19 protein-coding genes are annotated in these 19,281 nt (G+C 69.5%); 3 read left to right on the forward strand and 16 right to left on the reverse strand.

What is annotated here, in order from left to right; genetic code table 11:
• Positions 1-140 precede the first annotated feature (140 nt).
• The 4 genes from phoU (QZV94_RS03755) to pstC are packed head-to-tail and all read right to left on the reverse strand — an operon-like array spanning position 141 to position 3,452.
• The gene (phoU, locus tag QZV94_RS03755; protein ID WP_293676464.1) at positions 141-809 is read right to left on the reverse strand and encodes a phosphate signaling complex protein PhoU; all 669 of its coding nucleotides are present in this window, start codon (positions 807-809) and stop codon (positions 141-143) included.
• An 11-nt stretch (positions 810-820) separates the two neighbouring features.
• Entirely contained in the window at positions 821-1,630 is an 810-nt protein-coding gene (gene pstB / locus QZV94_RS03760; protein WP_293676465.1) for a phosphate ABC transporter ATP-binding protein PstB, read from the reverse strand.
• The gene (gene pstA / locus QZV94_RS03765) at positions 1,627-2,478 is read right to left on the reverse strand and encodes a phosphate ABC transporter permease PstA (protein WP_293676466.1); all 852 of its coding nucleotides are present in this window, start codon (positions 2,476-2,478) and stop codon (positions 1,627-1,629) included. Before pstA ends, pstB begins: the two co-directional genes overlap by 4 nt.
• 2 nt (positions 2,479-2,480) lie before the next feature.
• Positions 2,481-3,452, reverse strand: coding sequence for a phosphate ABC transporter permease subunit PstC (pstC, locus tag QZV94_RS03770; protein WP_293676467.1), 972 nt, complete (start codon positions 3,450-3,452; stop codon positions 2,481-2,483).
• Between the two features lie 176 nt (positions 3,453-3,628).
• On the opposite strand from pstC, the gene QZV94_RS03775 reads away from it, so the two are divergent.
• Together QZV94_RS03775 and QZV94_RS03780 are read left to right on the forward strand one after the other, a co-directional pair.
• On the forward strand, positions 3,629-4,273 hold the full coding sequence (locus tag QZV94_RS03775) for a DUF47 domain-containing protein (protein WP_293676468.1): 645 nt from the start codon (positions 3,629-3,631) through the stop codon (positions 4,271-4,273).
• A gap of 8 nt (positions 4,274-4,281) precedes the next feature.
• On the forward strand, positions 4,282-5,295 hold the full coding sequence (locus tag QZV94_RS03780; protein WP_293676469.1) for an inorganic phosphate transporter: 1,014 nt from the start codon (positions 4,282-4,284) through the stop codon (positions 5,293-5,295).
• On the opposite strand, the gene pstS (QZV94_RS03785) is transcribed toward QZV94_RS03780, so the two are convergent.
• The 4 genes from pstS (QZV94_RS03785) to pstS (QZV94_RS03800) form a co-directional block, all read right to left on the reverse strand.
• Positions 5,292-6,368 carry a phosphate ABC transporter substrate-binding protein PstS gene (gene pstS / locus QZV94_RS03785; RefSeq protein WP_293676470.1) on the reverse strand — a complete coding sequence of 359 codons (1,077 nt, stop codon included), beginning with the start codon at positions 6,366-6,368 and terminating at the stop codon, positions 5,292-5,294. The genes QZV94_RS03780 and pstS (QZV94_RS03785) overlap by 4 nt on opposite strands.
• 79 nt (positions 6,369-6,447) lie before the next feature.
• Positions 6,448-7,590 (reverse strand): serine hydrolase domain-containing protein, encoded by a 1,143-nt coding sequence (locus QZV94_RS03790; protein ID WP_293676471.1) that lies wholly within the window; start codon positions 7,588-7,590, stop codon positions 6,448-6,450.
• A gap of 52 nt (positions 7,591-7,642) precedes the next feature.
• Complete coding sequence (locus QZV94_RS03795; protein WP_293676472.1) at positions 7,643-8,407, reverse strand: GNAT family N-acetyltransferase; 765 nt, start codon at positions 8,405-8,407, stop codon at positions 7,643-7,645.
• Positions 8,408-8,524: 117 nt separating this feature from the next.
• Positions 8,525-9,562 (reverse strand): phosphate ABC transporter substrate-binding protein PstS, encoded by a 1,038-nt coding sequence (gene pstS, locus QZV94_RS03800; protein WP_293676473.1) that lies wholly within the window; start codon positions 9,560-9,562, stop codon positions 8,525-8,527.
• 212 nt (positions 9,563-9,774) lie between these two features.
• Between pstS (QZV94_RS03800) and QZV94_RS03805 the strand changes: the two genes are divergently transcribed.
• Positions 9,775-11,367, forward strand: coding sequence for a porin (locus QZV94_RS03805; protein ID WP_293676474.1), 1,593 nt, complete (start codon positions 9,775-9,777; stop codon positions 11,365-11,367).
• Between the two features lie 208 nt (positions 11,368-11,575).
• Here QZV94_RS03805 and QZV94_RS03810 read toward each other — a convergent pair whose 3' ends face one another.
• From QZV94_RS03810 to QZV94_RS03845, 8 genes are all read right to left on the reverse strand, one after another.
• The gene (locus tag QZV94_RS03810) at positions 11,576-12,367 is read right to left on the reverse strand and encodes a UDP-2,3-diacylglucosamine diphosphatase (protein WP_293676475.1); all 792 of its coding nucleotides are present in this window, start codon (positions 12,365-12,367) and stop codon (positions 11,576-11,578) included.
• A 69-nt stretch (positions 12,368-12,436) separates the two neighbouring features.
• Positions 12,437-13,126 (reverse strand): phosphate regulon transcriptional regulator PhoB, encoded by a 690-nt coding sequence (gene phoB / locus QZV94_RS03815; protein WP_293676476.1) that lies wholly within the window; start codon positions 13,124-13,126, stop codon positions 12,437-12,439.
• Complete coding sequence (phoU, locus tag QZV94_RS03820) at positions 13,123-13,818, reverse strand: phosphate signaling complex protein PhoU (protein ID WP_293676477.1); 696 nt, start codon at positions 13,816-13,818, stop codon at positions 13,123-13,125. Before phoU (QZV94_RS03820) ends, phoB begins: the two co-directional genes overlap by 4 nt.
• 62 nt (positions 13,819-13,880) lie before the next feature.
• Positions 13,881-15,005, reverse strand: a complete 1,125-nt coding sequence (locus QZV94_RS03825; RefSeq protein WP_293676478.1) for an ATP-binding protein — start codon at positions 15,003-15,005, stop codon at positions 13,881-13,883.
• A 1-nt stretch (position 15,006) separates the two neighbouring features.
• Positions 15,007-16,194: a c-type cytochrome biogenesis protein CcmI gene (gene ccmI, locus QZV94_RS03830; protein WP_293676479.1), complete on the reverse strand. Its 1,188-nt coding sequence runs from the start codon at positions 16,192-16,194 to the stop codon at positions 15,007-15,009.
• The gene (locus QZV94_RS03835) at positions 16,195-16,674 is read right to left on the reverse strand and encodes a cytochrome c-type biogenesis protein (RefSeq protein ID WP_293676480.1); all 480 of its coding nucleotides are present in this window, start codon (positions 16,672-16,674) and stop codon (positions 16,195-16,197) included.
• Positions 16,671-17,207 (reverse strand): DsbE family thiol:disulfide interchange protein, encoded by a 537-nt coding sequence (locus tag QZV94_RS03840; RefSeq protein WP_293676481.1) that lies wholly within the window; start codon positions 17,205-17,207, stop codon positions 16,671-16,673. The genes QZV94_RS03835 and QZV94_RS03840 overlap by 4 nt, the downstream gene beginning before the upstream one ends.
• Positions 17,204-19,171: a heme lyase CcmF/NrfE family subunit gene (locus QZV94_RS03845; RefSeq protein WP_293676482.1), complete on the reverse strand. Its 1,968-nt coding sequence runs from the start codon at positions 19,169-19,171 to the stop codon at positions 17,204-17,206. The genes QZV94_RS03840 and QZV94_RS03845 overlap by 4 nt, the downstream gene beginning before the upstream one ends.
• Positions 19,172-19,281: the final 110 nt, after the last annotated feature.

Genomic DNA, 19,281 nt, shown 5'->3' on the forward strand with positions numbered 1-19,281 from the left:
GCGGATTGGAGCGCTGCGGCGGGAGAGCGCTCTTGCGATGACGCTCTGACCCACCGTCCGGAACGGGGCCGACAGCCGGCGCGCCGGTGGACCGTCGTAGCCCGCCGCAGCGGGCTCAATATAGGGCGAACGCGCGTCGCTTACAGCTTCGGCCGGTCGGCGAGGTCCTGGCCGGTGATCTGGTAGTGGACCAGCTCGGCGATGTTGGTGGCGTGGTCGCCGATGCGTTCCAGATTCTTGGCGATGAACAGCAGATGCGTCCCGTCGCCGACCGTGCCGGGATGGTTGATCATCCCGCTGACGATGTTCTGCAGGACCGCGTCGTGGCGCTCGTCGATCTCGGTGTCCTTCAGCCAGACGGTGTAGGCCCCCTGGGCGTCGTCCTGGCGGAAGGCGCCCACCACCGCGGCCAGCCGGTCTCCAACCAGCCGCCCGAGGTCCACAATGGGTTCGACCTGATCCTGCGCGCCGGCGGTGTCCATCCGCCCGACCCGCTTGCCGATGTTCTTCGCCAGGTCGCCGCAGCGCTCCAGCTGCATCGCGATCTTCATGGCCGCGATCGGGCGGCGCAGGTCGTCGGCCATGGGTTGGCGCAGGGCGATGAAGCGCACGGCGTTGCGCTCGATCTCGGCGTCCTGGATGTCGAGTGCATCGTCCGCGCGGACCACCTTGGCGGCGGCCTTGAGGTCGTGGCGGTTGAAGACGTCCACGGCGGCGCGAACCTGCGCCACCGCCAGGTCGCCCATCGCCGCCACCGCGTGGGCCAGCACTTCCAGGTCCGTATCGACCGCCTTGAAGGTGTGGGACATGCGGAGCGCTCCTAGCCGAACCGGCCGGTGATGTAGTCGCGGGCCCGGGCGGTGACCGGGTTGGTGAACACCTGCTCCGTCTCACCGAACTCCACCAGCGTGCCCAGGTACATAAAGCCGGTGTGGTCGGAGAGGCGCGCGGCCTGGCCCATGTTGTGAGTGACGATCACCACCGTGTACTCGCTCTTGAGGTCGGCGATGGTCTCCTCCAACCTGGCGGTGGAGATGGGGTCGAGCGCCGAGGCGGGTTCGTCCAGCAGGAGAACCTCGGGCTTCACTGCGATGCCGCGCGCCACGCACAGGCGCTGCTGCTGGCCGCCGGAGAGACCCAGGCCGGACTCCTTCAGCTTGTCCTTGACCTCGTCCCACAGGGCCGCGCGGCGCAGGGCCTCTTCGACGCGGTTGGCCATGTCCGCCTTCGACAGTTTCTCGTACAGGCGAACGCCGTAGGCGACGTTGTCGAAGATAGACATCGGGAACGGTGTCGGCTTCTGGAACACCATGCCGATCCGGGCTCGCACGGCCGCCACGTTGGCCCGCGGCGACAGCACGTCCTCGCCGTCCAGCAGGATCTGGCCGGAGGCCTTCTGCCCGGGATAGAGGCTGTACATGCGGTTCATGGTCCGCAGCAGGGTGGACTTGCCGCAGCCGGACGGTCCGATCAGCGCCGTCACCGCGTTGGCGGCGAAGGAGACGTTGACGTCGAACAGGGCCTGCTTGGCGCCGTAGAAGAAGTTCAGGTCCTTGATGGCGAGCTTCACCGTGTCCGGCGCGATCTCGAGGATGGCCGTCTCAGGCGGGGATTCGAGTTGGACGTTCATGACGATCGGGTGTTCCCCCGGAGCAGGATGCGGGCGAGCATGGTCACGACCAGCACCGTGGCCGTGATCAGGAGGGCGGCGGTCCAGGCGAGCCGGCGCCAGTCGTCGTAGGCGGTCAGGGCGAAGTTCGCGATCACCACCGGCAGGTTGGCCGTGGGCTTGGTCAGGTCAAGGCTGAGGAACTGGTTGTTGAGCGCGGTGAACAGCAGCGGCGCGGTTTCGCCGCTGATCCGAGCGAACGCCAGGAGTGCGCCGGTGAGCATCCCGCTGCGCGCCGACTTCCAGATGACCGTGAAGATGGTGCGCCAGACCGGCGCGCCCAAGGCGACACTGGCTTCCCTTAGAGCCGTCGGCTGGAGGCGCAGCACGTCCTCGGTGGTGCGGGTAATTACTGGGGCGGCGATGAGGCCCAGGGCGACCGCGCCGGCGAACCCCGAGAAGCCCTTCAGCGGCGCCACCAGGATCTCGTACACGAACAGGCCGACCAGGATCGATGGCGCCGAGAGAAGCACGTCGTTCAGGAAGCGCACCACCTTGCCGTATCGGCTGTCGCGGGCAAACTCGGAGAGCCACGTGCCGGCGAGGAACCCCACCAGCGCGGCGCCGATCATGGCCAGGACGCACATCATCACCGAGCCCAGGATGGCGTTCAGCAGCCCGCCCTCGTTGCCAGGCGCGGGCGTCGACTTCGTGAAGACGTTGAGGTCGAGCCCACCCACGCCCTTGGTCAGCAGCGACCAGAGGATCGCGGCCAGGGCGACGAGCGCGACGCCCGTCGCAACCCAGCAGGCGCTCAGGAATACGATCTCGCCCAGGCGTCGGGACAGGCGCGGGGCTGCGGCGGCCATACTCATAGGTTCTGCTGCCGTCCAATGAGGAGGCGGGCGAGCGCCAGCACCGTGAAGGTAATCACGAACAGCACGAGACCGAGCGAGATGAGGGCGGCGAGATGCAGCTCGCCGGTGGCCTCGGTGAACTCGTTGGCGATGGTCGAGGCGATGGTCGATCCGGGCGAGAACAGCGAGGTCGGGAAGCCGTGCGCGTTGCCGATGACGAACGTCACCGCCATGGTTTCGCCCAGGGCGCGGCCCAGCCCCAGCATGACCGCCCCGATGGCGCCGGTGCGCACGTACGGGAGGCTGACGTTGCGGATCACCTCGAAGGTGGTCGAACCCAGGCCGTAGGCGCTTTCGCGGACTGTGGCCGGGATGGTCATCAGGAGCTCGCGCATGGTCGCGGCGATGAACGGCAGGATCATGATCGCCAGGATCACCGAGGCCGTGAAGATGCCGGCGCCGTTCGGGATGCCGGCGGTGAGCTTCTCCCAGAGGGAGCCGGGCTTGGCCGACATCATCATTGGCATCTGGACGTGCTTGGCGAACCACGGCGCGAAGACGAAGAGGCCCCACATCCCGTAGACGATGGACGGGATGCCGGCGAGCAGCTCCACCGCCGTGCCGATGGTGCGGCGCAGGATGGGCGGGCAGAGCTCCACCAGGAAGATGGCGATGCCGAACGCCAGCGGCAGGGCGAGGAGCAGCGCAAGCCCAGCGCTCACCACCGTGCCGACGATGGCCCCCGCGGCGCCGTACACCTCCTGCACCGGATCCCATTCGGCGCTGGTGAAGAAGGCGAAGCCGAACTTCGACAGCGCCGGCCAGCCGCCGATGACCAGCGAAATGACCAGTCCGCCGAGCGCCGTCAGCAAGAGGGTTGCAGCCGAGAAGCAGAGGATCTCGAAGGCCCGATCCCAACCGGTCCCGCGCGCGGAACGCGGCGGCGCGGCGGGGACGGCGACGGGAACATCGACAGTCACGCTCATCGGTCGTCCTGCCGTCTGGGTGACACCCGCGCACTCCCGTGGTGACGATCTCGCTCTCGCTCTATCGGGGCCGGATGACAGTTGAGCGAAGGTTGCGTGACAGTTCGGTGACGCCGCGCGCGGCGCACGCTATGTAGCCGCCGCACCCTGCTCCGCCGCCGTCGACACGAGGTCACATGCTCAGATGGTTCCAGGCCCTCATGCCCAAGGAGGGCCGGTTCTTCGACCTGTTCGAGAAGCATGCGGCGACGCTGTGCGCCGGCGCCCGGTCCCTCGACAGCCTGCTGGAGGGTGGCGCATCGGTGCCGGACCACGGCGCGGCGGTGGCCCGGCACGAGAACGACGCCGATGAGGTCACCCGCGAGGTGATGCTGCACGTAAGGCGCACCTTCATCACGCCCTTCGACCGGGCCGACATCATCGACCTGATCACCTCGATGGATGACGCCATCGACCAGATGCACAAGACGGCCAAGGTCACCGCCCTGTTCGAACAGCGGACCTTCCAGCCTGACATGAAGCGGCTGGGCGAGGTGATCGTGCAGACAGCGGATCTGACCGCCGAGGCGGTCCCGCTCCTGCGCTCGATGCGGTCCCACGCCGCGCGCCTGAACGAGATCACCGAGGCGGTGAAGGACCTGGAGGAACAGTCGGACCGACTCTACGACACCGGCATCGCCGCCCTCTACAAGGAAGTCGGCAAGCACGACCCGATGGCCTACATCATCGGCGCTGAGATCTACGACCACCTCGAGAAGGTGGTCGACCGCTTCGAGGACGTGGCCAACCGGATCAGCAGCGTGCTGATCGAACACCTCTAGGCTGGCGGATGGACTATTCCACCGCGGGCCTGCTGCTGATCTTCCTGATCGGCGTCGCGCTCGCCTTCGACTTCCTGAACGGCCTGCACGACGCAGCCAACTCCATCGCCACGATCGTCTCGACGCGGGTCCTGTCGCCGCGATGGGCGGTCATCTGGGCCGCCTTCTTCAACTTCATCGCGTTCCTGTTCTTCGGCCTCCACGTGGCCAACACAGTCGGCAAGGGCATCATCTCGGCCGACATCGTAAGCGATGCGGTGATCTTCGGCGCGCTGGGCGGGGCGATCACCTGGAACGTGGTGACCTGGCTGGCGGGCATTCCTTCGTCGTCCTCCCACGCCCTGATCGGCGGCCTGCTGGGCGCCGGGATCGCCAAGGCGGGGTTCGAGGGCGTGATCTGGAGCGGCGTGCTGAAGACCGTCGCGGGGATCGTGGTGTCCCCGGCCCTGGGCTTCGGGCTGGCCATCGTCCTGGTGCTGATCGTCTCCTGGCTGTTCGTGAAAGCCACGCCGGCCCTGGCCGACGGCGCCTTCCGCAAGCTGCAGTTCGTGTCAGCGGCGATGTTCTCCCTCGGTCACGGCGGCAACGACGCGCAGAAGACCATGGGGGTGATCACCGTCCTGCTGTTCTCCCATGGCAAGCTCTCCGGCGAGTTCCACGTGCCCTTCTGGGTGGTGATCAGCTGCCAGGCGGCCCTGGCCCTGGGCACCCTGTTCGGGGGCTGGCGGATCGTCCACACGATGGGGTCCAGGATCACCCGGCTGTCGCCGCAGCAGGGCTTCTGCGCCGAGACAGGCGGGGCGATCACCATCTTCCTGGCCACCTACATCGGCGTCCCGGTCTCGACCACCCACACCATCACCGGCGCGATCGTGGGCGTAGGCGCAGCGCGGCGCGCGGCCGCGGTCCGCTGGAACGTGGCCTCGCGCATCGTCTGGGCCTGGGTGATCACCCTGCCCTCCTCCGCCCTGGTGGCGGCGGGATTCTACGGGCTGGCGCGGGTGTTGGACCGGGTGTTCTAGGACGCCGGCGGCGTGAAGACGGGCTTGCCGTCCGGACCGACGATGTCCGCCCAGCTGGCCCGCGCGCGCGCCTTCAGATCCGCCGGCAGCGGCACGTAGGCCAGTTCGCCGGCCGACGCGTCGCCGTTCGTGTAGGCCCAGTCGAAGAAGGCCAGCGCAGCCGCGCCGGCCGCGGCTTTGTCCTGCTTCTTGTGCATCAGGATGAAGGTGGCGCCGGTGATCGGCCATGCCCCCTGCCCCGGCTGATTCACCAGCAGCAGATAGAAGCCAGGGGCCTTGGACCAATCGGCCCCGGACGCCGCGGCCGCAAAGCTCGCCGCCGTCGGCGTCACGAACGCGCCGCCGGCGTTCTGCAGGCTGGCCGTGGGCATGCCGTTCTGTTTGGCGAAGGCGTATTCGACATAGCCGATGGCGCCGGGCGTCTGCTTGACGAAGGCCGAGACGCCGTCGTTGCCCTTGCCGCCCAGGCCGACGGGCCAGGAGAGCGCATCCGCGGCCCCGACAGAGGCCCACTGCGGCGCCACGGCCGCGAGATAACTGGTGAACAGGAATGTGGTCCCGGACCCATCCGACCTGTGCACCACGGTGATCGGCAGGTTGGGTAGGGCGAGGCCGGGGTTGGCCGCGGCCAGCGCGGGGTCGTTCCACTTCTTGATCTTGCCCAGGAAGATGTCGGCCAGTTGCGGGCCGGTCAGCTTGAGTTGACCGTTCGCCACGCCCGGCAGGTTCACCACCGGCACGACGCCGCCGATCACCGTGGGGAATTGGGCGAGACCCGCCTCTTCCAGTTCGGCCGGTTTCAGCGGCTTGTCACTGGCCCCGAAGGCCACGGTCTTGGACTTGATCTGCTTGATGCCGCCGCCCGACCCGATGGCCTGGTAGTTGAGGAGGCGGCCAGTGGCGGCTTTCTGCATCTCCGCCCACTTGGCGTAGAGCGGCGCGGGGAACGTGGCGCCGGCGCCGGAAATCTCGGTCAGGGCGGCGGGCTTGGCCGCGCCGCCGGCCTTGTCGGGCTGGTTGCAGGCGGTCAGGGCGAGGCAGGCGGCGAGGCCGAGTGCGAACGTGCGGATCATGGGAGCTCCAGGGCCGACAGGCGATGCGCCACAGCCCTACGTCACTTCCACGACAGTTCGATGACGCCGGGCCGCCCGGCTAGATCGTCCCCATCGCGGTCCACATGGCCATGGCCAGGCCCAGCGCGCGCATGTCGCCCTGGGTCGTGGCCCCCATCTTGTTCATGGCGTAACCGAAGGTGGTGCGGGCATCCATGTCGATGATGATCAGCGAACCGCCGTAGCCGCCCCAGTACATGCTGCCGGGGTTCGGCAGCGGCAGCATCCCGCCGGCCAGGCCGAAGCCCAGGCCGAACCGCGCCGGGCCTCCGAGAACCAGGTCCTGGCCCTCGACCTGCAGCTCCAGGGCCTTGCGGCAGCCGGCCTCGGACATGAAGCGCTTGCCCTTGGCGACGCCGCCGTTGGCCAGGATCATGTGCACTTCGGCCACCGAGCGCGCGTTGCCCGTGCCGCCGGCGGCCGGGATCTCGGCGCCGCGCCAGCCCCGCGTCTTGGTGGCCGAGATGTCGATGACCGGGTTCGACATGCTGCGCTGGATTTCGTTCGGGGTGTAGCCGGCTGGCGGCGGCGGGGCCGGCGGCGGCGGGATCAGCTCGGCGACGCGGTGGTCTTCCGACGCCGGGAGACCGATCCAGAAATCCGCGCCCAGAGGCTCGGCGATCTCCTCGCGGAAGACGGCGCCGATCGACTTGCCGGTGACCCGGCGAACGACCTCGCCCACCAGGTAGCCCTGGGTCAGGGCGTGATAGCCAGGCGCGGTCCCGGCCGGCCAGTACGGCGCCTGGGCCGCCAGCAGGCTGGTGGCCTTCTCCCAATCGTAGAGGTCGGCGGTGGTGACCTTCTCCCGCCAGCCGGAAAGGCCGGCCGAATGGCTCATCAGGTGGCTGACCTTGATGTCGCCCTTCCCATTGGCCGCGAACTCGGGCCAGTACTTCGCCACCGGCGCATCGAAGTCGAGCCCGCCGCGGTCGGCCACCAGCAGCGCTGTCAGCGCACACATCGTCTTGGTGGTCGAATAGACGTTGACGATGGTGTCCCGTTCCCAGGCCTGAGTCTCGGCCGCGTCGGCGAAGCCGCCCCAGAGGTCGACGACGATTTCGCCCTCGACCGTGGCGCAGAACGAGGCGCCTACCTCATCGGCCGAGGCCAGGTTCTCTTCGAACTGGGTGCGGACCGCCGCATAGCGGTCGTGGGTCACGCCTTGCACCGAACCGTCGGCCATATTTCGCCTCCCTGACGTTTTCACCACCGTGGCAGGCGGGCGCCAGGGAAGCCTAGGGGGTTCGCCCAGAAAGAATCCAGGCCGAGAGGTCGGCGACCACCTCGAAGCCCAGGCTCGCATAGAGTGGGCGGCCAGCCTCGGTGGCCGAGAGGTAGAAGCGTTGGACCCCACGGCCCCGGAAATCCTGCATCACCTGGGTGAGCAGGGACCGGCCGTGGCCCTTGCGCTGCTGCGCCGGCCAGGTGGCCATCAACGAGATCCCCGCGGTGTTCCCGATGGGCGTCACGGAGACAGCGCTCATCGGCTGATCACCGTCCCAGGCGATGTAGGTCTCCACACCCGATGTGGCGGTGAGCCCCACGTCGATGCATCTGGCGATCGCGTCGCGCGGCGCATCGAACGCGGCGGCGGCAAGGTCGCCTGCGATGCCCACCAACTGCGTCCCGAGCGCCCGACTGACCTTCGTTGAAGGGCTTCGCAGCAAGGGCGTGTCAGCGCGCAGCACCATCAGCGGCGCCATACCCACGTAGGTCAGGCCCAACGCCGTCGCGACCGGCGCAATCGCCGGCGCCACCTGGGGACTGAGGGTAGCCAGCAAGGGCAGGCCTCGCGCCCTGGCCCGGGCGATCGACCGGACGAAGAAATCCTCGGCATCCAGGTCGGGGCCCAGCGTCAGCATGTTGAAATCCGCGAGGGGCTCGCCGGTCAGCCCCAGCACGCTGTTATGGCTCAAGTGAAGCTCCACCCCGGGCACGTCGCCCATCTGGGCGACGAGGGCGCGCCCACAAAGCCGGATCAGCGCTTCGCTTTCGTCCATGAGTTTCGTCCCCCCGCCCGGCGCGCGGTCGTTGCGTCGGGCGCGAACGCCCCGGCCCCAAACGCACCATGGCCGGCGGTGAGGCCGGCCATGGCGGTCGTGGTTCGATCAGCGAGCTTAGCGGTAGACGGGCCGCTTGTCCGGTCCGACGACCCGCATCCAGGACTTGCGCACCAGGTCCTTCACGCTCTGCGGCATGGGCAGGTAGTCCAGTTGGACGGCCTGGGCGTCGCCGTTCTTGTAGGCCCAATCGAAGAAGGCCAGGACCTCGCGGGCGCGGGCGGGGTTCTCTGGCTTCACGGGCACCAGGATGAAGGTCGCCGCCGTGATCGGCCAGGCCTCGGCGCCCGGCTGGTCGAGCAGCAGCAGGTAGAAGCCCGGCGCCTTGGCCCAGTTGGCGTTCGCCGCCGCAGCCGAGAAGTTGGCGGCGGTGGGGTTAACGAACTTGCCCGCCTTGTTCTGCAGCTGGGCGTAGGTGAGGTTGTTCTGCTTGGCGAAGGCGTACTCCACATAGCCGATCGCCCCCGGCGTCTGCTTCACATAGGCCGCGACGCCATCGTTGCCCTTGCCGCCCAGGCCGACCGGCCACTTCACCGAGTCGTTGGCCCCGACCTCGGCCGCCCAGCGCGGGGCCTTCATGGTCAGGTAGGTCGTGAACACGAAGGTGGTGCCCGAGCCGTCCGAGCGGTGGACCACGGTGATCGGCAGGTTCGGCAGCGCCACGCCCGGGTTGGTCTTCGCGAGCAGCGGGTCGTTCCACTTCTTGATCACGCCGCGGAAGATGTCGGCGATCTGCGGCCCGGTCAGCTTCACCTGGCCCGAGCGGATGCCCGGCAGGTTCATCACCGGCACAACGCCACCGATCACGGTGGGGAACATGGCGAAGCCGTTGGCGGCCAGGTCGTCCGGCTTCATCGGCTTGTCCGTGGCGCCGAAGTCGACGGTCCTGGCGGTGATCTGGCGGATGCCGCCGCCGGAGCCGATGGCCTGGTAGTTCAGCCGGTTGCCGGTCTGGGCGCGGTAGGTCTCGGCCCACTTTGCATAGACCGGCGCCGGGAAGGTTGCGCCGGCGCCGGAGATGTCGGCGGCCCGGGCCGCCCCGGGGCCGGCCAGGGCCGCGACCGCCAAGATCGCGGTGATGTAGCGTTTGAACATGGAAATCCCCTCGTCGAGGGCGCAGGTCGCGCGCCCGTTCGGGGGCCGGTGTATTGACGTCCCACGACTCTCACGTGACGTCCGTCCTTCAGTTTGATGACAGTGGCATTGTCACAAATCTGTTTTCCAACCTTTGTCGTAAGGTCGCATACGGAGCCTAGGAACCGCCTCGTCGAAGCCGCCGCTCGGGTGGCCAAAGAGGGGTTTCTCAGATGGTGTTGTCACTGAAGCGCGGCGCGCCCGCGTGGCTGGGCGCAAGTCTCGCCGGCCTGCTGCTCTGCGGTGTGTCCAGCACCGCCTTGGCCGCCCCCGCCGCCGACGCCAAGCTGCAGTCGATGCAGAGTCAGCTGGACGAGTTGCGCGGTCAGCTGACCGCCCTGCGCGCGTCGGGCCAGGCGCCCGACACGCGCCTGTCGGCCATCGAGCAGCAGCTCAGCGCAATGGCCGCCCAGCTGGCGGAAATGAAGACCGAGCAGGAGACCGCGAGCGCCGGCATCGCTACCCTGCAGCAGCCTCCCGCGCCCGCCGCCGTCACCGCAAAGTTGTCGAACGGCAAGCCGTCCTTCGCCACCACGGACGGGCGCTTCACCGCCAACATCCGGGCGATCCTGATGATGGACGCGGGCAAGTACTTCCAGGACGGCAACCTGCCGGCCAGCGTGACCAACCGCGACCTCAACGAGGGGGTCAACTTCCGCCGCGCGCGGATCGGTTTCGACGGCAAGCTGTTCGGCGACTTCGACTATGCCTTCGTCTACGAATTCGGTGGCTCAGGCGCCGAAGAGGCGGGACGTCTCTACGAGGCCTCGGTGACCTACACCGCGCTGAAGCCGTTCCGGATCAAGGTCGGCGCATTCGAGCCCAACGTGGGCCTGGCGGCCGCCACCTCGACGAGCCAGATGGTGCTGCTGGAACGCCCGGCCCCGGCCGAGGCCGCCCGCAACGTCGCCGCCGGCGACTCGCGCGCCGCCTTCCAGGTGTCCGCCGCCGGTGGGTTGGGCAGCGAGAGCGGCTTGGCGGCCTCCTGGCTCGCTTCCACCGCCTTCACCGGCAATGTCCTCGGCGGCGCCCAGCAGTTCGACGAGCAGACCGGGTGGCTCGCGCGCGCGGTGGTGGCTCCCTATTCCGGCCAGGATTGGCAGGCCCACCTCGGCGCCAACGTCCAGTACGTGATCCAGCCCAACGACGCCCTCGGCCCGGCCGGCGCGGGCGCGCGCTATCCCATCCAGATCCGCGATCGGCCCGAACTCCGCCTGGACGGCACGCGCCTCATCGACACGGGCGGGATCGACGCCGAACACGCCACGGTCTACGGCGGCGAGGCGGCCGTCCAGGTGCGGAACTTCCTCTTGGAGGGCGAGGTCTTCCGCTACGAGATCGAGCGCCGCAACAGCCTGCTGCCCGATCCGAAGTTCCGGGGCTGGTACGTACAGGGCTCTTGGGTCCTGACCGGCGAGCCGCGCCCCTACAACCCCATGGAGGGTCGCTTCGAGGCGCCGAAGCAGGCGTACAACTTCAATCCCGCGGCCGGCACCTGGGGCGCCTTCGAACTCGCGGCCCGCTATTCCGACCTGGACCTCAACTACCGCGAGGGCGCGCCCGGTACGACGACGGCGGCGGCCCTCGGCGCGGTGCGGGGCGGCGAGCAGAAGATCTACTCGATGGGCGTCAATTGGTATCTGAACCCTGCGATGCGGCTCATGCTGAACTATCAGCACGTCAAGATCGATCGGCTGGGGGGGACTGGCCTGCAAGTGGGCCAGACCTTCGACGCCGTGGCGGCGCGCGGCCAAGTCACCTTCTAGTCCGTCCGCCTCCCCTCTCCGCCTTCGCCGCCGCGGTGCTCCGCGGCGGCGTTTTCTTGCCTTCAAGAGACCGTCACGGGTCGGACATCGCGGCGCGATAGGGTCCCGGCGTGCGCATCCCCTCGCGCATCTCTCCACGGCCGCCCCGAAGGCCGGATGGGGCCGCGACCCTCCCCCGGGGTCGCGGCCTTTTTTTCCCCGGGGATCGCTAGGCTGCTAGGGGAACCGGGCGCGGCGCCCGCGCCTTGCGCGCCTCCAGCCACGGTATGATCCGCATCGACCCGTCGAAGTCCTCGACGACGGCCGTGCAGCTTTCCACCCAGTCGCCGTCGTTGAGATAGACGATCCCGCCCAACTCGCGCCTCTCGGCCTTGTGGATGTGCCCGCAGATGACGCCGCAGACGCCCCGCCGCCGGGCCTCGTCGGCCATGGCGGTCTCGAACTGGTCGATGAAGGCGACGGCGTCCTTCACCTTGTGCTTCAGGAAGGCCGAGAGGCTCCAGTAGTTCAGACCCAGAATCTTGCGCGCCCGGTTGAAGTGGGTGTTGAGCGCGATCAGCGCCCGGTAGCTCCAGTCCCCCAGCAAGGCCAACCACTTGGCGTTCTGGACCACGCCGTCGAACTCGTCACCGTGGGTGACCAGGTAGCGCCGCCCGTCCGCCGCCTCGTGGATCGCGTCGCGGGCCACCACCACGCCGCCGAAGTGGACGCCGCAGAAGTCGCGGATGACCTCGTCGTGGTTGCCGGGGATGTAGACGACGCGGACGCCCTTGCGCGCCATCCGCAGGATCTTCTGCACCACATCGTTGTGCGCCTGGGGCCAGAACCAGCCGGAGCGCAGCTTCCAGCCATCGACGATGTCGCCCACCAGGTAGAGCGTCTCGCACTCCAGCTCGCGGATGAACTCCAGCAGGAGCTCCGCCTGGCAGCCGCGCGTGCCCAGGTGGATGTCGGAGATGAAGGCCGTGCGGCAGCGGACGGCAGGCGTGTTATCGGGCATGGCAATCCCCCAACGGTCGTGTGACCAGCGCTAGGGCGAGTCCGTGACGGGGCGGTGACCGCCGCCCCCTCAGCCGTCCTGATCCAAAGCGTAGCCCGCCGAACGCACGGTACGGATCAGGTCCGGCGCGTTCGGCAGCCGCAGGGCCTTGCGCAGGCGCCCCACGTGGACGTCGACGGTGCGGACCTCGACGTAGGTGTTGGCCCCCCAGACGGCGTCCAGCAGGCGCTCGCGGGTGAACACCCGGCCCGGCCGCTGCATCAGGAAATCCAGAAGGCGGTACTCGGTGGGGCCCAGATGGACATCTGTCCCGCCGCGGGTGACGCGGTGGCGGGCGCGGTCCAGGACCAGATCGGCGTACTCCAGCCGTTCCTCCACCAGCTCCGGGCGCGTCCGGCGCAGCAGCGCGCGGATGCGGGCGACCAGTTCGCTCATGGCGAAGGGCTTGACCACATAGTCGTCGGCGCCGGTGTCCAGGCCGCGGACCTTGTCGGTCTCCTCGCCGCGGGCGGTCAGCATCAGCACCGGCGTGCGCCGCGTCTCCACGCCCGCGCGCAGCTGGCGGCAGACCTCGACGCCGGAGACCTTGGGCAGCATCCAGTCCAGCACGATCAAGTCCGGCGGCTCCTCGGCGACCCGCAGCAGGGCCTCCTCGCCGTCGGCGGCGCGCTCCACGCGGAAGCCCTCCTTCATCAGGTTGTAGTCGAGGAGCGTCGCCAGAGCGTCCTCGTCCTCCACCACCAGGACATAGGGGATCACGATAGCGAAACCTCCGCGTCGGGCAGGCTGACCTTGGGCCGCTCGCCCGTCAGTTCCTGCCCGGTCATCTGGAAGTGCAGGATCTCGGCGATATTGGTGGCGTGGTCCCCGATCCGCTCGAGGTTCTTGGCGACGAACAGCAGGTGCGCCCCGGCGGCCACCTGGTCGGGCCGGCTGGTCATCAGGGCCAGCAGCTCGCGGAACAGGCTCTCGTAGTGCTCGTCAACCTCGCCGTCGCGGCGCCACACGTCGAGCGCCGGCTCCACGTCGCCGGCGGCGTAGGCGTCCAGCACCTCGCGCAGGCGGGCGGAGACCAGGCGGCCCATGCGCTCGATCGCGCCCGTCAGCGGCAGCAGCGGCTCGCCCGCCGAGAGCACCAGGCTACGCTTGGCGATGTTGCGCGCCAGGTCGCCGCAGCGCTCCAGGTTCATGGCCAGCTTCAGGGTGGAGATGGCGCGCCGCAGCTCGGCCTCGTCGGGGCTGTGGCGAGCGATCAACGCCACGGCGCGGCGCTCCACCTCGCTCTGCATTGTGTCCAGACGCAGGTCGCGGATGATCAGCGCCTGGGCCAGCGGCACGTCGCGGCGGACCACCGCGTCGACAGCGTCCACCACCTGGGCCTCCGCCAGGCCGCCCATGCGGATCACCTCGGCGACCAGCTGGCGAAGTTCAGCCTGCAGGGAACGTGTCACTTAAGCCCTCTCATGGAGGTGCAAACTACTGCGGTATGGCGACAGTTTTGCGACGGTCGCGGTCAGGAGGCCGCCACGGGCAGGTAGACGCTGAACGTGCTGCCCTCCCCCTCGGCGCTTTCCACGGCCAGCCCGCCACGGTGGCGGTTGACCACGTGCTTGACGATAGCGAGCCCCAGGCCGGTGCCGCCGCTGCGCTGGCCTTCCACTCGATAGAAGCGTTCGGAAAGCCGCGGCAGGTGCTGGCGCGCAATCCCCGGCCCGGTGTCGGTGACGCGCAGCACCACATAGGCCTGCCCCTCCGAGGCGTCGGGGGACAGCAGCGAAAGGCCCACGCCCGTACGGCTGGGCGCGCGTGCCGCCTCCACGGTCGGCGCCGATCGCAAGGCGACCCGCACCTGGCCCCCGCGCGGGGTGTACTTCACCGCATTGTCCACCAGGTTCTGGATCACCTGCACGAGCTGGTCGCGATCGCCGATGACCGAGCCGACGTCGTCGCCGGGGTCGATGGCGACCGTCACGCCCCGATCGGCGGTCAGCGGGCGCATGGCGTCGGAGACGTCCTGCACGGTACGCGCCAGGTCGACCTTGCCGGAGGGTGCGATGTGCTCGTTGAGCTCGATGCGGCTGAGCGAGAGCAGGTCGTCCACCAGCCGGGCCATGCGCGTGGCCTGCTGGGCCATGATGCCGAGGAACTTCTCACGCGCCTCAGGATCGTCCTTGGCATGGGTGCGGAGGGTCTCCACGAAGCCGGCCAGCGAGGCCAGCGGCGTGCGCAGCTCGTGGCTGGCGTTGGCCAGGAAGTCGGCGCGCATCCGTTCGGTGCGCCGCGCGTCGGTCTCGTCGCGCAACACGACGACCAACTGCTTGGCGGCCCCCGGCTCGGCCTCCAACGGCCTGGCGAAGGCGCGCCAGAAGCGCGGCTGCACGCCGATCGTCTCGAAGGCCACCTCGGCGCTGGTGGAGGTCGCGAGCGCATGCTCGATGGTCTCCAGCACCTCCGGCCGCCGCAGGGCCGCCCCCAGGGGCGCGCCGGCCAGCTCAAGGCGGAAGACCTCGCGGGCGGCCTGGTTGCCGTAGGCGATCTCCGGCGGCTCGCCGTCCGCGCCGCGCACCAGGATCACCGGTTCGGGCAGCAGTTCCAGGATCATCTGGGCCGCTGCGCCTGCCCCGGCCCGCTCCGGCATGTCAGGCTCCCGGGACGCCGAGCTGACGGGCGGCCTGGCGCAGGGTCTGCTGCTCGCCGGGCGAGCCGGCGAAGGCGCGGCTGGCCTCGCGGTACGCGGCCTGCGCCTCGCCCGTCTGGCCCAGGACCATGCGGGCTCGCATCAGCTGCTGCCAGCCGGCCAGGTCCCTGGGATTCTGCTTCAGCCTCGCGTCCAAGCCCGAGACCATGCCCTGGATCATTTGCTGGCGATCGGCCGGGCTCATGGTCTGGGCGGCGGCCATCTGCTCCTGGGTGGGACCGCGCGGGCTGGCGGCGGGCGCGGCGGCGAGCGGAGGCAGGCGCCCGGCGATGTCGATCTTCCGCTCGGCGGCCACCTTCTCCACGAAGCCGCGCACGTCGGCGGCCCACGGCGCGTCCGGCGGCGCGGACTTCAGGAGCGCGACCCAGTCGTTGATGGCGCCTTCGTGGTCGCCGGCCTGGTCGCGGGCCACGCCAAGGTAGTAGCGGGCGCGCGGGTCGGCGGGGTCGGCGGCGAGCGCCTTCCTGAACACGTCCTGCGCCACCGGCGTCACCGTGCCCTCCGACGCCAGCACCGTGGCCTCGCCCTGCGCCGACAGATAGTCGGCGTTGGTGGGATCCAGCGCGGCGGCGCGGCCGTAGGCCACGGCGGCCTCGGCGTTGCGCCCGGTCTGCAGGTAGGACCAACCCAGCATCCGCCAGCCCTCGGCGTTGCCGGGATTCTGCTGCATCTGGGTCTCGAGCTGGGCGATCACCGAGTCTGCGTCGGCGTGCGGTGCGCCGTTCGCGCCGGGCGCGCCGGGGGCCTGCGCGGCCTTCACCCCCGGGGCGGCGGCGACGTTGGGCTTGCCGATGGCCAGGTAGAGGCCAGTGCCCGCGAGGGTGACGATCGCGACCGTCCCCAGCGCCACATACAGCAGCGTCCGCTCGCTCAGCGGCCGCGCAGGCGTCACCGGCCGGCGGCCCTCAGCCAGCACGCGGCGCTTGAGGTCGGTCTTCAGCGCCTCGGCCTCCGGAGCTTCCAGCACGCCGGTCGCGGCCTGGGTCTCGATCTCGCCAAGCTGGGCCTTCAGCACGCCGAGGCTATCGTTGCGTTCAGCCGCGCGGGCGGCGTCGACGCGGCGGACAAGCGGGATGGCCAAGCCAACCGCCGCCAGCACCGTCATCAGGGTCAGGATCATCCAGAGCATTCAGCCGGCCCTATCACTGCTTGAGCGGTCGGTTTCCATCAGATCGGCCAGTTCGGCCTCCTCGCCGGCGCTGAGAGGCGCCGCCTTTCCCGGCGCGCGGCCGCGCATGTAGATCGCCGCGCCGATCCCGCCGGCCACCAGCACGACGAGCGGCCCGAACCAGAGCGCCAGGGTGTCCGGCCGAAGGGGCGGCTTCAGCTGCACGAAGCTGCCGTACCGCGCGACCAGGAACCCCTCCGCCTCCTCGTCGGTGTCGCCTGCGGCGATCCGCTCGCGCAGGATGATCCGCATGTCCTTGGCCAGTGCGGCGTCGGAGTCGTCGATCGACTGGTTCTGGCAGACCACGCACCGCATCTCCCGGGAGAGCGCGTGGGCCCGGGCCTCGAGCGCCGGGTCAGCCATCACCTCGTCCGGCTCGACGGCGTGGGCCGCCCCCGCCAGGGCGGCGGCGCTGGCCGCGATCAGCAGGAGCCGACTCAAGATTCCGCCCTCAGCCGTTGCAGCAGCGGGCCGATCTTCTGCTCCCAATCCTCGATGCTGATAGCGCCGATGTGGCGGTAGCGCACCTTGCCGGCCTTATCGATCACGAAGGTCTCCGGCGCGCCCGCGACGCCCAGGTCGATGCCGGTGCGGCCGCTCTGGTCACTGCCCACCCGCACGAAGGGATCCCCCCGCTCCGCCAGGAAGCCATAGCCAGCCTCACGCGTGTCCTTCCAGTCGACGCCGTGAATGATGACGCCCTCGCGCTTCAGGCGCATCAGCATCGGGTGCTCCAGCTTACAGGGCCCGCACCAGGAGGCGTAGACGTTCACCAGCATCGGCTCGCCGCCCAGATCGGTTGCGGCGAAGCCCCTCGAATCCTCGGGGCGCAGGGGCGGCAGGATGAACGCGGGCACGGGCTTGTCGATCAGGGCCGAGGGCAAAGCCGACGGGTCGCGTCGCAGGCCCACGAAGAACACGACCAGGACCACCACGAACAGGGCGATCGGCGCGAGAAACAGGACGCGCTTCATTCGGCGGCCATCGGCTGCGCCAGGGCCGGAGCCTTCACCGCCGCCCCCAGCCGCAGGCGCCTGTCGCTGAGAGACACCGCCCCACCGAGGGCCATGGTGAAGCCGCCCAGCCAGATCCAGACAATCAGCGGGTGATCCCAAAGCCGAACGACCACGCCGGCCGGAGATTCCTCCCCCACGGAGACGTACAGATTGCCCAGCGGCCGCACGTGGATGCCGGCCTCAGTCGTCTGGGTCTGGGCGGACGGGAAGAACCGCCGCTCACTGGAGAGCGTGAAGGGCGCGCCCTGGCCGGTCACCGTGAACCGGGCGCGGCGGGCCTCGTAGTTGGGTCCGTTCACATTCTCCAGCGCGGCCAGCGTCAGGGTGCGGCCGGCGAAGGCCACGGTGTCTCCCGGCCGCATCGAGACCACCTTGTCGGTCTCCCACGCCGTGACGGCGGTGATCCCGAGCACCAGGAGGCCCAGGCCGGCGTGCGCCAGGGTCAGGCCGACGATGGCCCGCGGCGTCGTGCGGATCGCGCGCCCGAGATATGCCCGGCCCGCCCACCAGCGACGCCCCAGAATCGCACCCGCCCCGGCCACCAGCCAGGCCGCCAGCGCCAGGCCGCCGGCGGCGATCACGCCCTTGAACCCGCCCAGCACGAGGCTCACCAGAAGCACGACGGCCGCGAGCGCCAGGGGTACGCGGACGCGGCGCAGGGCCTGGCGAAGGCTGTCGCGCTTCCAGTTCACCATCGGACCCAGCACCACCAGCACCAGGAGCGGCGCGGCGATGGGCACGAAGGTGCGGGCGTAGAACGGCGGCCCAACCGAAATCTTGTCGCCGGCCATCAGTTCGATGAACACCGGCTGAAACGTTCCCCAGAAGACGACCGCGCACAGCACGCTGAGGAACAGGTTGTTCAGAATGATACCGCCCTCACGCGAGACCGGCGTGAAGAAGGCGCCCGGCCGCAGAGCCTGGGCCCGCCAGGCGTAGAGCGCGAGGGAAAGGCCGGTGGTCGCCCCGATGATCGCCAGGATGTACACCCCGCGTTCCGGGTCGACGGCGAAGGCGTGCACGCTGGTCAGGATGCCGGAGCGCACCAGGAAGGTGCCCACCAGGCTCAGGGAGAAGGTGAGGATCGCCAGCAGGATCGTCCAGCTGACCAGGGCGCCGCGACGCTCCAGCACCAGGGCCGAGTGCAGGAGCGCGGTCCCCAGAATCCAGGGCATCAGGGAGGCATTTTCCACCGGGTCCCAGAACCACCAGCCGCCCCAGCCCAGCTCGTAGTAGGCCCAGGCGCTGCCCAGGGTGATGCCCAGCGTCAGCGGCACCCACGCCGCCAGCACCCACGGCCGCACCCAGCGCGCCCAGGCCGCGTCCACGCGGCCTTCGATCAGCGCCGCGACGGCGAAGCAGAACGCCATCGAGAAGCCCACGTAGCCCAGGTAGAGCATCGGCGGGTGCATCACGAGGCCCGGGTCCTGCAGCAGCGGATTGAGCTCCCGCCCCTCGAGCGGCGCAGGTGAAAGGCGCAGGAACGGGTTGGAGGTGAACAGCAGGAAGCTCAGGAACGCCGCCCCGATTATGCCCTGGATGCCCAGGACACGGGCCTGGAGCGTCTCTCGCAGCGCGCCGCCAAACGTGGCCACCGCGCCTCCGAAGATCACCAGGATGAGAACCCACAGAAGCAGCGAGCCCTCGTGGTTGCCCCAGGTGGCGGCGAAGCGATAGGGCGTCGGCTGGGCGGTGTGGGCGTGATTGGCCACCAGGGCGACCGAGAAATCACAGGTGACGAAGGCGTAGGCGAGGCACCCGAACGCCAGGATCACGAATCCCGCCTGCAGCCGCGCCGCCGCCCGGCCGAGGGCCATGAGCGTGCCATCACCCCGCCACGCACCCCAAAGCGGGGCTGTGGACTGGACGAGCGCGAGAAGCAGGGCGAGAATCAGTGCGAACTGACCGACTTCCGCCGACATGGACTTTGTGCTCCCCTCTGACCGGTGGCGCGTGGTACCGCGTTCGGCGAAGATCGGAAATGCTAGTGTGCCAGGACCGGGCGTGAATGGGTAACCGCTGCGGCCAATTG

Origin of the sequence: uncultured Phenylobacterium sp. (genome assembly GCF_902826855.1) — a bacterium.
In the GTDB taxonomy this organism is placed as follows: Bacteria; Pseudomonadota; Alphaproteobacteria; order Caulobacterales; family Caulobacteraceae; genus Phenylobacterium.

What these genes read in the sequence shown, in the direction of transcription:
- pstS (WP_293676470.1), bottom strand. Translation starts at nt 6,368, where the DNA reads ATGATCCGCACGTTCGCACTCGGCCTCGCCGCCTGCCTCGCCCTGACC.
- QZV94_RS03790 (WP_293676471.1), bottom strand. Translation starts at nt 7,590, where the DNA reads ATGGCCGACGGTTCGGTGCAAGGCGTGACCCACGACCGCTATGCGGCG.
- pstB (WP_293676465.1), bottom strand. Translation starts at nt 1,630, where the DNA reads ATGAACGTCCAACTCGAATCCCCGCCTGAGACGGCCATCCTCGAGATC.
- QZV94_RS03795 (WP_293676472.1), bottom strand. Translation starts at nt 8,407, where the DNA reads ATGGACGAAAGCGAAGCGCTGATCCGGCTTTGTGGGCGCGCCCTCGTC.
- QZV94_RS03780 (WP_293676469.1), top strand. Translation starts at nt 4,282, where the DNA reads ATGGACTATTCCACCGCGGGCCTGCTGCTGATCTTCCTGATCGGCGTC.
- pstA (WP_293676466.1), bottom strand. Translation starts at nt 2,478, where the DNA reads ATGGCCGCCGCAGCCCCGCGCCTGTCCCGACGCCTGGGCGAGATCGTA.
- QZV94_RS03810 (WP_293676475.1), bottom strand. Translation starts at nt 12,367, where the DNA reads ATGCCCGATAACACGCCTGCCGTCCGCTGCCGCACGGCCTTCATCTCC.
- QZV94_RS03840 (WP_293676481.1), bottom strand. Translation starts at nt 17,207, where the DNA reads ATGAAGCGCGTCCTGTTTCTCGCGCCGATCGCCCTGTTCGTGGTGGTC.
- ccmI (WP_293676479.1), bottom strand. Translation starts at nt 16,194, where the DNA reads ATGCTCTGGATGATCCTGACCCTGATGACGGTGCTGGCGGCGGTTGGC.
- QZV94_RS03805 (WP_293676474.1), top strand. Translation starts at nt 9,775, where the DNA reads ATGGTGTTGTCACTGAAGCGCGGCGCGCCCGCGTGGCTGGGCGCAAGT.
- QZV94_RS03775 (WP_293676468.1), top strand. Translation starts at nt 3,629, where the DNA reads ATGCTCAGATGGTTCCAGGCCCTCATGCCCAAGGAGGGCCGGTTCTTC.
- QZV94_RS03845 (WP_293676482.1), bottom strand. Translation starts at nt 19,171, where the DNA reads ATGTCGGCGGAAGTCGGTCAGTTCGCACTGATTCTCGCCCTGCTTCTC.
- QZV94_RS03825 (WP_293676478.1), bottom strand. Translation starts at nt 15,005, where the DNA reads ATGCCGGAGCGGGCCGGGGCAGGCGCAGCGGCCCAGATGATCCTGGAA.
- phoU (WP_293676464.1), bottom strand. Translation starts at nt 809, where the DNA reads ATGTCCCACACCTTCAAGGCGGTCGATACGGACCTGGAAGTGCTGGCC.
- pstS (WP_293676473.1), bottom strand. Translation starts at nt 9,562, where the DNA reads ATGTTCAAACGCTACATCACCGCGATCTTGGCGGTCGCGGCCCTGGCC.
- pstC (WP_293676467.1), bottom strand. Translation starts at nt 3,452, where the DNA reads ATGAGCGTGACTGTCGATGTTCCCGTCGCCGTCCCCGCCGCGCCGCCG.